Origin of the sequence: Pseudomonas putida (assembly GCF_001636055.1) — a bacterium.
GTDB lineage: Bacteria > Pseudomonadota > Gammaproteobacteria > Pseudomonadales > Pseudomonadaceae > Aquipseudomonas > Aquipseudomonas machongensis.
Window position 1 is genome coordinate 1,115,316 of record NZ_CP011789.1, and the last position, 12,946, is coordinate 1,128,261.

At 65.1% G+C, this 12,946-nt stretch carries 10 protein-coding genes and 1 riboswitch; of the genes, 6 read left to right on the forward strand and 4 right to left on the reverse strand.

Annotated elements, in window-relative coordinates:
- Positions 1-76 precede the first annotated feature (76 nt).
- Genes AB688_RS05035 through AB688_RS05045 form a run of 3 tightly spaced genes read left to right on the forward strand, consistent with a single transcriptional unit; the run spans position 77 to position 3,789 of the window.
- Complete coding sequence (locus AB688_RS05035; RefSeq protein WP_063542535.1) at positions 77-1,480, forward strand: MBOAT family O-acyltransferase; 1,404 nt, start codon at positions 77-79, stop codon at positions 1,478-1,480.
- Complete coding sequence (locus AB688_RS05040; RefSeq protein ID WP_063542537.1) at positions 1,467-2,597, forward strand: DUF459 domain-containing protein; 1,131 nt, start codon at positions 1,467-1,469, stop codon at positions 2,595-2,597. Before AB688_RS05035 ends, AB688_RS05040 begins: the two co-directional genes overlap by 14 nt.
- 1 nt (position 2,598) lies before the next feature.
- Positions 2,599-3,789 carry an SGNH/GDSL hydrolase family protein gene (locus AB688_RS05045; protein WP_063542539.1) on the forward strand — a complete coding sequence of 397 codons (1,191 nt, stop codon included), beginning with the start codon at positions 2,599-2,601 and terminating at the stop codon, positions 3,787-3,789.
- Between the two features lie 57 nt (positions 3,790-3,846).
- Here the strand turns inward: AB688_RS05045 and ribB are convergent, their stop codons facing one another.
- Positions 3,847-4,497: a 3,4-dihydroxy-2-butanone-4-phosphate synthase gene (ribB, locus tag AB688_RS05050; RefSeq protein WP_054892761.1), complete on the reverse strand. Its 651-nt coding sequence runs from the start codon at positions 4,495-4,497 to the stop codon at positions 3,847-3,849.
- Between the two features lie 79 nt (positions 4,498-4,576).
- Positions 4,577-4,718, reverse strand: a riboswitch (FMN riboswitch).
- A 198-nt stretch (positions 4,719-4,916) separates the two neighbouring features.
- Positions 4,917-6,506, reverse strand: a complete 1,590-nt coding sequence (gene rtcR / locus AB688_RS05055; protein ID WP_063542541.1) for an RNA repair transcriptional activator RtcR — start codon at positions 6,504-6,506, stop codon at positions 4,917-4,919.
- A 592-nt stretch (positions 6,507-7,098) separates the two neighbouring features.
- Between rtcR and AB688_RS05060 the strand changes: the two genes are divergently transcribed.
- The 3 genes from AB688_RS05060 to AB688_RS05070 are packed head-to-tail and all read left to right on the forward strand — an operon-like array spanning position 7,099 to position 10,303.
- On the forward strand, positions 7,099-8,229 hold the full coding sequence (locus AB688_RS05060; protein ID WP_063542543.1) for a slipin family protein: 1,131 nt from the start codon (positions 7,099-7,101) through the stop codon (positions 8,227-8,229).
- A 21-nt stretch (positions 8,230-8,250) separates the two neighbouring features.
- Positions 8,251-9,456, forward strand: a complete 1,206-nt coding sequence (locus AB688_RS05065; RefSeq protein WP_054892765.1) for an RtcB family protein — start codon at positions 8,251-8,253, stop codon at positions 9,454-9,456.
- 37 nt (positions 9,457-9,493) lie between these two features.
- The gene (locus AB688_RS05070; RefSeq protein ID WP_063542545.1) at positions 9,494-10,303 is read left to right on the forward strand and encodes a nucleotidyltransferase domain-containing protein; all 810 of its coding nucleotides are present in this window, start codon (positions 9,494-9,496) and stop codon (positions 10,301-10,303) included.
- 156 nt (positions 10,304-10,459) lie between these two features.
- Here AB688_RS05070 and AB688_RS05075 read toward each other — a convergent pair whose 3' ends face one another.
- Both AB688_RS05075 and AB688_RS05080 read right to left on the reverse strand, forming a co-directional pair.
- Positions 10,460-11,938 carry a serine hydrolase domain-containing protein gene (locus AB688_RS05075; RefSeq protein WP_063542547.1) on the reverse strand — a complete coding sequence of 493 codons (1,479 nt, stop codon included), beginning with the start codon at positions 11,936-11,938 and terminating at the stop codon, positions 10,460-10,462.
- A gap of 28 nt (positions 11,939-11,966) precedes the next feature.
- Entirely contained in the window at positions 11,967-12,884 is a 918-nt protein-coding gene (locus AB688_RS05080) for a LysR family transcriptional regulator (protein ID WP_054892768.1), read from the reverse strand.
- Between the last annotated feature and the right edge of the window lie 62 nt (positions 12,885-12,946).

The window sequence follows — 12,946 nt, forward strand, 5'->3', positions numbered from 1 at the left end:
ATCCCGCGCGCTCTGGCCTGGGCATCTTGATGGCCTTGGGCCATCTTCTTCTCGACGTCACGTAACGGACTACGTTGTGAGCTTCCTTTCGATCGAATTCGGCCTCTGTTTCACGCTCTTCTTCATTGTCTACTGGAGCCTGTGCTGGAGCCTGCGCCTGCAGAATCTGCTGCTGCTTGCGGCCAGCTACGGGCTGGTGGCGAGTTTCAGCCTGCAATCGTTGTACATCCTGCTCGGCTACAGCGTGCTGGTGTATCTGCTGGGGTTGCTGGCTGCGCGCCAGCCCGGCCGCTGGCTCAATGGCGTTTTGCTGCTGGCGCTGGTATTGGGGTGTTTCTACCTCTTCAAGTACCAGGAGTTCTTCGCCGCCAGTGTGCAGGGCGCATTCACGGCTGTCGGGCTCGAGGTGTCGCTGCCGGTGCTCGAGCTGCTGGTGCCGATCGGCCTTTCGTTCTATGCCTTCCATTCGGTCAGCTACCTGGTGTCGATCAACCGCGGCGAGATGGTCTCGGCGCCGCCGCTGGACCTGGCCCTGTACCTCGCCTTCTTCCCCAGCCTGATCGCAGGCCCGGTCAATCGCGCGGCGCATCTGCTGCCGCAGATCCGCCCGCAGGCCATGCGTGAAGTGCTGGAGCCGCAGCGGGCGCTTGGCCTGATCGCCCTGGCGGTGGTCAAGCTGTTCCTGCTCAGCGGCTGGCTGGGCAGCCAGTGGGTCGATCCGGTATTCGAAACCCCGGGCAGCTTCACGCCCGAGCAGGTGCTGCTCAGCGTCTATGGCTACAGCTTCCTGATCTATTTCAACTTCAGCGGCTATACCAACCTGGTCACCGGCATCGCCCTGCTGCTGGGTTTTCGCCTGCCGGAGAACTTCAACGCGCCTTATGCCGCGCGCAACCTCAAGGAGTTCTGGGGGCGCTGGCACATCAGCCTGTCGCGCTTCATTCGTGACTACATCTACATCCCCCTGGGCGGCAATCGCAAAGGGGTGTGGCGCGGCAACCTGAACATGCTGTTGGCCATGCTGATCTCCGGGCTGTGGCACGGCGCGAGTCTGAATTTCATTCTCTGGGGTGCGCTGCATGGGGTGGGGCTGGCGCTGTACAAGCTGTTCGAGCAGTTGTGCCCAGGCTTTGTGCGCCTGCCGGGCAGCGGGCTGCTGGCGCGCCTGCTGACGTTCCACTACGTCGCCTTCGCCTGGATCTTCTTCCGCAGCCCAACCCTGGATGGCGCCTGGGAGATGCTTGGCGATATCGCCCAGGTCAGCCTGGCCGGGCTCGACTCGGCCACCGGTGTAGCGCTGCTGGCCTGTGTGTTGTACGTCGCCACGTATCCACAGTGGCTGGCGTCCCTGCGCCAGGGCTTCGTAGCTAGCCAGCGCCTGCCCTGGCAACTGTACCCACTGCCACTGGCGATCTTCGTGTCGCTGGTGATCTTCGCGTCGCAATCGGGTGTGCCGGGGTTCATCTATGCAAGCTTCTGATATCCGTCAGCTGGTCCGGGTGCAGATGGGCGCGGCGCGCACGCTGTATGCCATGGTGGTCGCCACAGGCCTGCTGTTCTGGCTGAACCAGGACTCGATCAGCCTGTATTGCCAGCAGAAGTATCACGACAGTTGCGAACTGCCGGTGCTGGGGCAGTTGCCAGCCTGGCGCCTGGGCGCGGGCCTGACCACAGCGCTGGAGCAGGGCCGTGACAGCTTCCTCGACAGCCTCAACGGGCAGGTTGCGGTGGCGAGTACAGAGCCTGTGGTGGAACTGCCGCCGCCGATGCCGGTGGTGAGTGTCGATCTGCAGGCGCCTGTGGCCAGGCCTGAGCATGTCGCTGCAGCTGCCCCGCACCCTGTCGCACCGGCACCGGCACCGGCACCGGCACCGGCGCCACCGCCCGCTGCCGTGGTCGTGAAGCCACCGCTGCCGCAGATGGTGGCACCGGGCACCCTGGCGTCGTTGGCGGCGGGCGATGAAGTGTTCCTGGTGGGGGACTCGCTGATGCAGGGCGTCGCCCCGCACCTGGCCAACAGCCTGCGCAAGCGCTACCAGATCCACACCATCAACCTCAGTCGGCAGAGCACCGGGCTTGCCTACCCGGGCTTCTTCAACTGGCCGAAGACCGTGGCCGACACGCTCGCCAGCGCGCCGAAGGTCCGCCTGATGGTGGTATTCCTCGGCCCTAACGACCCGTGGGACATGCCCCAGGGCAAGGGCAAGCCGTTCCTGCGTTTCAAGTCGCCGGAGTGGGAAGTGGCCTACCGTGAGCGCATCGACGCGATCCTCGAGCAGGCCCGCGAGCACAATGTCCAGGTGATCTGGGTCGGCCCGCCGAACATGGAGAAGTCGCGGCTGTCGACGGCGATGAGCTACCTCAGTGGCCTTTATCAGGAGCGCACCAAGCAATTCGGCCAGCACTACGTCTCGGCCAACCCGATTCTCGGCTATCCCGACGAGCAGTTCTCGTATACGGTGCAGACGCCGGAGGGCAAGCGGGTCAAGGTCCGGGTCGACGACGGCATTCATTTCACCATCACGGGCCAGAAGATGATCGCCGCGCAGGTACTGTCACTGATCAGCTTCCCGGTCCTGACTGCAACAGGACATTGAGATGCGCCTATGGCATCACCTGCTGGGCGTGGCGCTGCTGATCAGCGCCTTGCCCGCGTGCAGCACCGGCGCCAGCGCGCCACCCCAGCCTGCGGCCAAGCCCGCCGTTGTCGCCAATGTGCGCGACGACGGCAACCTCGCGCTGCTCGCCGGCAAGTTCCGCAACGCCGGCCGTGCGCCCATTTCCATCGTCCAGCTGGGTGATTCGCACACCGCTGCCGACCTGTTCAGCGGTGAGTTGCGCAAGCTGCTGCAGGCCCGCTATGGCGACGGTGGCATTGGCCTGGTGCCGGCTTCGCCCGTGCCGGGAATTCGCAACGACCGCGTGATCGTCACCAGCGAGCGCCGTCAGTGGGAACTGGTTTCTGCGCGCAACCAGCAGAGCAGCCAGTTTCCGTTGGGTGGCTACTTGTCGTTGCCGGTGGTCGATCGCCCCGGCGTGAAGATCCAGGCCCGCGACCCCGACGCACAACGCTACCGGATCTCGGCCCTGTATCAGGCAACGCGCAGCAGCACGTTGGTGGCCAACGGCAGCCAGCGCCGCATGCTGCCGGCCACCAACGGTGAGTGGCGCTTCAGCCCAGCCTTCATCAATCTCGGCCTGCCGGTGCAACTGAGTGTGGAGGGTGTCCAGGGCGTGGCGCTGGGTGGTTGGTATATCCAGGGCCAGAAAAACGCCGGGGTCACCTATTCGTCGCTGGGTATCAACGGCGCACGGCTGGAGGTGGTCGACAAGTGGCAGGCGGGTTGGCAAGGCACGCTTAAGGCGCTGCGGCCTGACCTGGTGATCCTGGCCTATGGCACCAACGAAGCCTTCGACGACAAGCTCGATCTTGCCCTGTACCAGTCGCAGTTGGAGGCCACCTTGGCCCGGTTGCGCCAGGAAATGCCCAAGGCGGCGATCCTGCTGGTCGGGCCGCCCGATTCGATCAAGCAGCGCAAGGCCGCCAGTTGCGCTGCGCGCCAGCCACAGCCGCTGGCGAGCGTGATCCGCATCCAGCGCCAGGCGGCGCAGAAGTACAAGGCACTGTTCTGGGATTGGCAGGCAGAGATGGGCGGGCCGTGCTCGATTGTCGCCTGGCAGGCCAGCGGCCTGGGGCGACCAGACCTGGTGCACCTGACTGCCGAGGGTTATCGCAAGAGTGCGGCGATGTTGTACGCCTATCTCAAGGGGCAACTGGGGCTGCGCTGAGTGCTGTACTGGTAGGAGCGGGGCAAGCCCGCCCCTACCAAAGAGCAGCGCCGCAGATCAGGCGGGTTGTGCCTCAAGCTCCAGCATCGCTTCGCGATAGCGCGCCAGCTCCTCGATGGTCACTACCGGCAGGTTGTACTGGCGCGCATACACGGCCACCTGCTCGCCCCGGGCCATGCTGCCGTCGGGGTTCATCAGCTCGCACAGCACCGCGGCTGGCCGCAACCCGGCCAGCCGCGCCAGGTCCACCGAGCCTTCGGTATGGCCGCGACGGGTCAGCACCCCGCCATCACGCGCACGCAATGGGAACACATGGCCAGGGCTGACGATGTGACGTTGCTCGGCGGTCGAGCGCAGTGCGGCCTCGATGGTGGTGATCCGGTCCTGGGCCGACACGCCGGTGCTCACACCCTCGGCCGCCTCGATGGTGACGGTGAAGCCGGTGCCGTGGCGGGCCTGGTTGTTCTGCACCATGGGCGCGAGCTGCAACGCATCGACCGTAGCTTCATCCAGGCACAGGCAGACGATGCCGCTGCAATCGCGAATCATCATGGCCATGGTCTGCAGCGACAGGTTTTCGGCAGCGGCAACGATATCGGCTTCGTCCTCGCGATCGTCGTCGTCGAGCAGCAGCACGGGGCGCCCGGCCTGGAAGGCGGCGATGGCGGCGGTGACGTTGGGGAATTTCGAGTGGTGCAAGGTGGACATGAAACGCTCCTCGTGAATGATCGATGAACGTCTCGGGGCGAACAAAATGCGCGCGCAAGGGCGCCCGATGGCCCCGCGCTTGCGCCTTCTTTCATCCGGACTATGACCGTCGGCTCTGGAGTCTCACCAGATCTGCTGACCCCCGGCATGGCCGGGGCGCTCGCGGGCTCATCTTTCGATTTACCGCCGGTGGGGACTTTCACCCCGCCCTGAAGACCGGGGGAGCATACCGCAAACCGACCGTTTGCTGGCAAGCCCTGCTTAAGTCGATGCCCGCCTTTCCCTTGATCCCTTTAGCAGCGGCGGTTCGGCGTCCCGACTTGTCCCGCGGTCGGGCGCGCAGCGGCCGTAAAACCAGGCCCCGAGGTGTTTCAGGAAGCATTTGATTTCAGATTGGGAAACGTCCTACGGCCTAGCTGTCACCCCTGACCCTTCACCTGCTGCCAATCCAGCCCGAATCGCGCCAGGTACTTTCTCAGGCGATCGGCGTCGTTGGGGTTGGCCTTCTCCTGGCGCGACACCGCGAACAATTGGCGCCCGGCCTCGGACAGGCTTGCTGCGCGGCGACAAACGTCGATCACCGCCTGCAACTGCACCTGGTCGAACAGGTCCAGTTCGCGCCCGGCCAGTACCGGCTCGCTCTCGCCCTCCAGCCCCCAGGCATGACGCAAACGCTCGATCTCCTCTGCCACCAGGGCTTCGTCTATTCGCCCGCTGTCGGCCAGTGTCGCCATGCGCGTGATCGAGGCCGACAGCTCGCGAAAGTTTCCGGCCCAGCGGGCTTCGCTGGCGTGGGCGAACGCCAGGTAGCTGCGTTTGGCCTCCAGGTTGAAACGTACCTGCCGGCCTTGTTCGCGGGCATGGCGCTGCAACTCGAAGTCCAGGTTCGGCTCGATGTCTTCGCGCCGCTGCGCAAGCCCCGGCAGGGCGAAGGTCCACAGGTTGATACGGGCGAACAGGTCTTCGCGAAACGAGCCTTCGGCGACCTTGGCGCGCAGGTCGCGATGGGTGCCGGCGATCAGTTGGAAGTCGCTCTGCACTTCGCGGTCCGAGCCCAGCGGGAAGAAGCGCTTCTCTTCGATGGCCTTGAGCAGCATGGCCTGCTCGTCGGCGCCAAGCTCGCCGATCTCGTCGAGAAACAGCATGCCGCCGTCGGCAGCGCGCAGCAGGCCATCGCGGGCGTTCTGCGCACCGGTAAAGGCGCCCTTGGCATGGCCGAACAGGGCCGACATCGCGCCATCGCCTCGCAAGGTCGCGCAGTTGACCTCGATGAACCGCCCCTGCAACTGGTGCCGGCCGCGCTTGAGCTCGTGAATGCGCCGGGCCAGGAACGACTTGCCGGCGCCGGTAGGCCCGACCAGCAGGATCGGTGCCTTCGAGCGCAGGGCGACGCGCTCGATCTGTTCGATGGTGCGGTTGAATGCCGCGTTGCGCGTGGCAATGCCGGACTTGAGCAGCGACTGCGCCTCGACCTGCTCGTGGCGAAAGCGCGAAGCGATCAGGTCGTAGCGCGACAGGTCAAGGTCGATCAGCGTGGCAATACCGGCCGGGTCGCTGGCTTCGTCGTGCTTGCGTGAGGGCGAGGTCTGCACCAGGCGTGCGGGCAGGTAGCGCGCTTCGGTGAGCAGGAACCAGCAGATCTGCGCGACATGGGTGCCGGTGGTGATGTGCACGAGATAGTCCTCGCGCTCGGTGTCGAAGGGGTAGCCGCTGGAGAAGTCGTGCAGGGCGCCATAGACCTCTTCGAAATCCCATGGGTTACGCAGGCTGAGCGGGTGCAGTCGCACCTCGGTGTGGGGTGACACCTGCTGGACGTCGGCACGGATGCGTTCGGCCAGGCTGACGTCACGTACGCCGGGGCCGTGAATCAGCTCCAGGCGATCGAGCGGCAGGTCTGGCTGGCGGCACAGGCCGATCGTGGGGCGCCAGCGGTTCCAGCGTGCGGCGCCCTTGCCATTGCGGTCGAGGGTGGTGCCGAGAAAACCGATGGCAACACGGGCTTTGCTCATGGAGTTATCCCAGAAGATAAAGTCTTATCCAACTATATATGAATGACCGGGTTTCCTGCGGCCACTAAAATTGCCAGCAAACCAGATTTAAAAAATAAATCGTTAAAAATCAGTTATTTAATAAATAACTCGAGCAGTCTCCAAAAGCTGGCATGCCGCTCGCAATATCCCTCTCGACCGAATCGCCAGGCAGGCCCAAGGGCAAGGGGTTGAGACCCCGCTGGTGCACGTACCCACTCAGGTGTCGGTGTCGTGCATGCCGCCGCTGCAACGACCGGTCGCCCTGTGCAGTACCCGTGAAACGGCTGCGCAGACGCTCGCCGGGAAGCCCCGGCACTACCCTCCTACGGTAGCTGTGAACGTAACACCCGCTGGTGCGGTGCAGGTCAGGCAAGCAGGGCCAGGATGGCCCCTCGACGGCCACGGACGTCTGCACCACCGCCGGCCCACCCGGCCTGCCGGCCGGACCTGGCGCAACGAAGGACGCCGCCTGAGCCTTGCTCACGGTGCCTGACTCCGCCAGGTCTCGCCCGCAGTGCCCGGTGTGCCGGCACCACCGGCAACCCTGGATATGGATGAAAAGGATAGAAAGATGAAATTGTTCAAACGCTTTGTCGTGAAGAAGAACGAACGTGGCCTGCTGCTCGATGAAGGCGACTTCGAGGCCATCCTCGAGCCTGGGCAGTATTCGCGTGTCGACTGGCGCGACCGGCTGACGGTGCAGACCTTCAGCCTCAATTCCCCGCTGTTCGACCATCCGCTGGCAGGCTACCTGCGTCAGCACCAGCCGCAGTTGGTCGAGCAGTATTTCGAGCGCATGGACCTGGGCGAACATGAGCTGGGCCTGCGTTTCGAGGACGGTCGGCTGGTCGAGCTGCTGGCACCGGACAGCCGTCGCCTGTACTGGAAGGGCCAGGCCCGGCAGACCCTGGAGCGAGTCGACCTGAGTGGCGGACGGCGCGTGGCGCCTGCATTGCTCGCACGCTTGAACCGTCCAGGCATGGCCGGCCTTGAGCATGTACTGCTGGTGAGCGTGCCGGCGTTCCATGTCGGTGTGCTGAAGATCGACGGCGCCGTGTTCGACTTGCTCGAAGCCGGGCAGTATGGCTTCTGGCGCTGCGGCAGCCAGGTGACGGTGGAAACCGTCGATACCCGTGTGCAGGCGCTGGAGGTCGGCGGCCAGGAAATCCTTACCCGCGACAAGGTGAACCTGCGTCTGAACCTGGTCGCCAACTGGCGCTACGCCGACGTGCTGATGGCCCATGCACGCTTCAGCAAACCGGTGGAGCACCTGTACCGTGAACTGCAATTCGGTCTGCGCGCCGCAGTGGGGACTCGGACCCTGGATGAGTTGCTGGAAGACAAGCAGTTCATCGACGACAGCATCAGCCGCCACCTGCAGACGCAACTGCCGGGCAGCGGTCTGGAAATCAGCAGCCTCGGGGTGCGCGACATCATCCTGCCGGGCGAGATGAAGACCCTGCTGGCGCAAGTAGTGGAGGCGGAAAAGGCGGCGCAGGCCAACGTGATTCGTCGCCGTGAGGAAACCCAGGCGACGCGCTCGCTGCTCAACACCGCCAAGGTGATGGAAGGTAGCCCGACGGCCCTGCGCCTGAAGGAGCTGGAAACCCTGGAGCGGGTGGCCGAACGCATCGACCGGATCTCGGTATTCGGTGGTCTGGATCAGGTATTGAATGGCTTGGTTAGCCTCAAGGCAGGCTGATCGAACGCGAGGAACAAGGACATGAACCTGTTGGAAGTGGCCGGCGGCAAGCCGATCAAACTGTGGACCGATGGCGTGCCGGTCGAGGACGACGCGCGTCGGCAACTGATGAACACCGCACGCATGCCGTTCATCTTCAAGCACCTTGCGGTGATGCCGGACGTGCACCTGGGCAAGGGTTCGACCATCGGCAGTGTGATCCCCACCGTGGGTGCGATCATCCCGGCAGCGGTTGGTGTCGACATCGGTTGCGGCATGATCGCCGCACGCACCTCGCTGCACGCGCGCGACCTGCCGGACAACCTGCATGGCCTGCGCAGTGCCATCGAGAAGGCCGTGCCCCATGGCAAGACGTTCGGTCGTCGTGACCAGGGCGCTTGGGGCGAAGTGCCGAGCCAGGCCGACCAGACCTGGGGCCGCCTGGCCGGACGTTTCAAGGTGATCACCGACAAGCATCCGCAGTTGGAGAAGACCAACAACCGCAGCCACCTCGGTACCCTGGGCGGCGGCAACCACTTCATCGAAGTCTGCCTGGACGAGGCCGACCGGGTCTGGTTCATGCTGCACAGCGGTTCGCGTGGGGTGGGCAATGCTATTGGCAACCTGTTCATCGGGCTGGCCCAGGCCGACATGCGTCAGCACCTGGCCAACCTGCCGGACAAGGACCTGGCCTATTTCGAGGAAGGTAGCCGGCATTTTGCCGACTATGTCGAGGCGGTGGAGTGGGCGCAGGACTTTGCCCGGCAAAATCGCGAACTGATGATGCAGGCGGTGGTGGCAGCGACCCGCAAGGTGCTGGGCAGGCCTTTCGAGGCCAGCCTGGAGGCGGTCAATTGCCATCACAACTATGTGCAGCGTGAGCAACACTTCGGGCGCGAAGTGCTGGTGACCCGCAAGGGCGCGGTATCGGCGCAGAAGGGTGAGCTGGGCATCATTCCCGGCTCCATGGGCGCGAAGAGCTTCATCGTCCGTGGGTTGGGCAATGAAGAGGCTTTTTGCTCGTGCAGCCACGGTGCAGGGCGGGTGATGAGCCGGACCAAAGCCAAGAACCTGTTCACCGTCGAGGACCAGCAGCGTGCCACGGCCCATGTGGAGTGCCGCAAGGACAAAAGTGTGATCGACGAGATTCCGATGGCCTACAAGGATATCGATGCGGTCATGCAGGCCCAGCGCGAGCTGGTCGAGGTTGTGCACACCCTGCGTCAGGTGGTGTGTGTGAAAGGTTGAAGCAGGCGCCAGGGGCGCCCTGACAAGGAGTGAAAGTATGTACCAGGACGACCCACATCCACTGTCCGACGCCATGCGCATGCGGGTGCTCGAAGAACTGCAGCGCATCGAGCGCGAGCATGACGTGACTGTGCTGTACGCCTGCGAGTCCGGCAGCCGCGCCTGGGGCTTCGCCTCGCCGGACAGCGACTACGACGTGCGTTTCGTCTATGTGCAGCGTGCCGAGTGGTACCTGCGCGTGGAGGAACCGCGCGATGTGATCGAGCGGCCCCTGAGCGATGAGCTGGACGTCAGTGGCTGGGAGTTGCGCAAGGCACTGCGTTTGCTGCGAGGTGCCAATCCGAGCCTGCTCGAATGGCTGGGCTCGCCGTTGGTGTACCGGGCCGACGAGCAGGCCCGTGAGCAACTGGGCGCGCTGGCTCGTGCGTTCTATTCGCCACGCGCTGTGCGCCACCACTACCTGTCGATGGCCCGCAAGAACCTGCGCGGCTATCTGTCGGGTGACACGGTGCGGCTGAAGAAGTACCTCTACGTGATCCGCCCGTTGCTGGCGGTGCGCTGGATCGACCAGGGCCTGGGTATGCCTCCGACTGCGTTCACGGCACTGCTCGAGCGAACCGTCGATGAGGTAGATGTGCGCCAGGCGATCGATCAGTTGCTCGAGCGCAAGCGCCGGGCGGGCGAGGCGCAGCACGGGCCGCGGGATGACGTGCTGCACCGGTTCATCGAGGCCGAGCTGGCGCGGGCCGATACGGTGGAGGTGGCGCGTGGCGAGCGCAGCGACACTGGAGTGCTGGATCGCTTTCTGCTGGAGACGGTCGGGCGGTTTCAGGCGCAGTACGGTTGAGCCTGTGATTTCGAGGCTGGCGCAGCATCTGTGGGAGCGGGCTTGCCCGCGAAAAGGACACCGCGCTGCCTGGCACGGGCTCCGCCCGTGTTCGCGGGCAAGCCCGCTCCCACAGGGGTTGGGCGGATCTTTGGGTTTTGAGCAAGACAGTTGCTGCTACACGTGTCGGGTCGGGTTGTGAGTGCTCATTCCATGCAGCGGCTCCCAGGCACGGATGCCGCTGTTGATGTTCACGCTGCGCTCCAGGCAAACCCGTTCGCCTGCAAAGCTCAGGTACACCCGATCGCGGAATGCCGAGCGCGGGTACACCCATTCCAGCTCCAGTCGATCTGCCGCCACCCAGCGCGCCGTCGCCACCACCGGTGCATCACGCAGTGCATAGCCATGGTGCAGTTGTGCCCCCGGCAACGAGCTGGTGCCCGCGACCCAATGATCGATCCCGGCTTCGATGCGCTCGCTGCCCGTCGCCTCTACCCACTCCATTACCAACCGCTCGCCCGCCTGCAACAGGTTCAGCGTTTCGATGCCATACGGATTGGCCTCGAGCGCAAAACTCATCCGTGCAGGGAGCGGCTGGGTCGGACGTGCGAGCGAGCGCAGTGGTTGCTCTTCGGCGAAACGCTGTAGCACCTCGCGTAGTCGTTCGTCACCTGCGGCCCCAGCTTGTTCACCGCGCAGCGCCGCGCTCAGATGACGATCGATGAAGGGCGTCACCTGCGCCGACTTCTCCATCGCGCCGAATACCGTCAGCGTGGCGCGCTCGCCGGGGATCACGGCGGCCATCTGGGCGAACACGCCCACGGCGCTGTAGCCGTTCGCCGGGCGGTCGGTCCACCAGTGATAGCCATAGCGGCTGCCCTCGCCACCCTGGGCGCGCGTTGCCGCCTCCACCCACGCCTGCGGCAGAACCTGCTCGCCGTTCCAGCGCCCGCCGTCGCGGTGCAGCATGGCCAGCTTGAGAACATCCACAGGCCGCGCCGTCAGGCCGTTGCCGCCGGGGCTGATGCCTTCCGGGCTGATGTCCCAGTGCTGCTCCTCGAAGCCCAGCGGCTCGAGCAGGCGCGGCTTGAGGTAGTCATGCAGGGTGACGCCAGCAACCTGGGTCAGCACCGCCGAGAGCATGTAGCTGGCGGCGCTGGTGTAGACGAAGTCGGTGCCCGGCGCGCTGGTCAACGGAATGCGGAAGAACTCTTCGACCCAACTGCCATCGATGCCGCGCCAGATCGAGCCGGAGGTGTTGCCGCCGTGGCCGGTGCGCATGGTCAGCAGGTGCTCGACGGTGATTTGCGCGGCGCGTGGGTCGGTGGCGCCTGCCGCCGCTTGCGGGAAGAACTTTGTCAGAGGGTCGTCCAGGCGCAGCAGCCCTTCGTCGATGGCCAGGCCGATGGCGCAGGCGGTGAAGCTCTTGGTGATCGAGTGGGTCACCCGTGGCGTCAGCGAATCGTACGGCCAGCGCCAGGCGTCCACCACCAGCACGCCGTCGCGCTCGAGCATCACCCCGTGCAGTTCGAGCCCGGCCTGTTGCACCGCCTCGAGAAAGGCGGCGACCTCGAAGCCGTCGATGCCGACGCTGGAGGGCAGCCCACGGGGCAGGTCATGGGTGGCAGGCTGATCGGCGGTGATTGGCTGGGGCATGGGTATTCCTCATGATGCGGGGCGTTGTTCAGTCGGCGGTGCGCGGGTGGACCAATCGGCTGTAGGACACCAGCATGCCGATGAAGACCTGGGCCACGCTGGTCAGCGTCGCGTTCTTGCGGGTGATCAGGGCCACGTCGCGGTGGCTCAGGCGCTCCTCGATGGGGATCTTCACCAGCGAGGAGGAGAACAGTTTCAGCGACGGAATGATCGCCGGCTCGATGGTCAGGTAGTCGGTCTCGGCGACGATGTGCAGGGTCTCGAGCAGCGATTCGGTGGTGATGCCGATCTTCGGCATGCCCAGCCCGTGGGCGCGGAACAGCTCGATCAGGCGGCCCTCGGTGCCGCCGACCAGGCCGTCGCGGCGCACGCTGATCCATTTGCACTGGGTCAGGTCGCGTACCGAGCGGGCATCACGCAGCGGGTGATCCTTGCGTGCGATCACCCCGGCGCGGGACGCGTGCAGGCGCTGGATGGACAGGTCGATTTCATCGACGTGGGCGGGCAGGGCGCACAGGGCGAAGTCCAGGCGGCCTTCGCGCAGTTTCTCGATGAGGATCTTGGTCGAACCGCTGGTCACCTCGAGGCGGGTCTGCGGGTGCTGCGAGGTAAAGCTTTCGAACACCGGCACCAGCAGTTCGGCCAACGGTTCGGAGGTGACGCCCAGGGCTACATGGCCCTGGGGTTCGACCAGGGCACGGACGTCAGCCACGGCGCGGTCGCAGTCCATCAGGATGGCGCGGGCGTGGGCGATGAAGCGCTGGCCGGAGTCGCTGAGGCGGATGCCCTGGTTGGTGCGGTGCAGCAACGGGCCGCCGAGCTCGCGCTCCAGCGCCTGGACCGACTGGGTGAGGGTGCTTTGCGCGATGTTCAGTGCGCGGGCCGCAGCCCGGAAGCTGCCCATGTCGACCACGGAGCAGAAGGCGCGCAGGTGGGTCAGGGTCATTATTGTTCGAACTCCGCAGGGTGCGTGGGGGCCGTGCTTGATGCGGCCATGTTAGAGAGCGA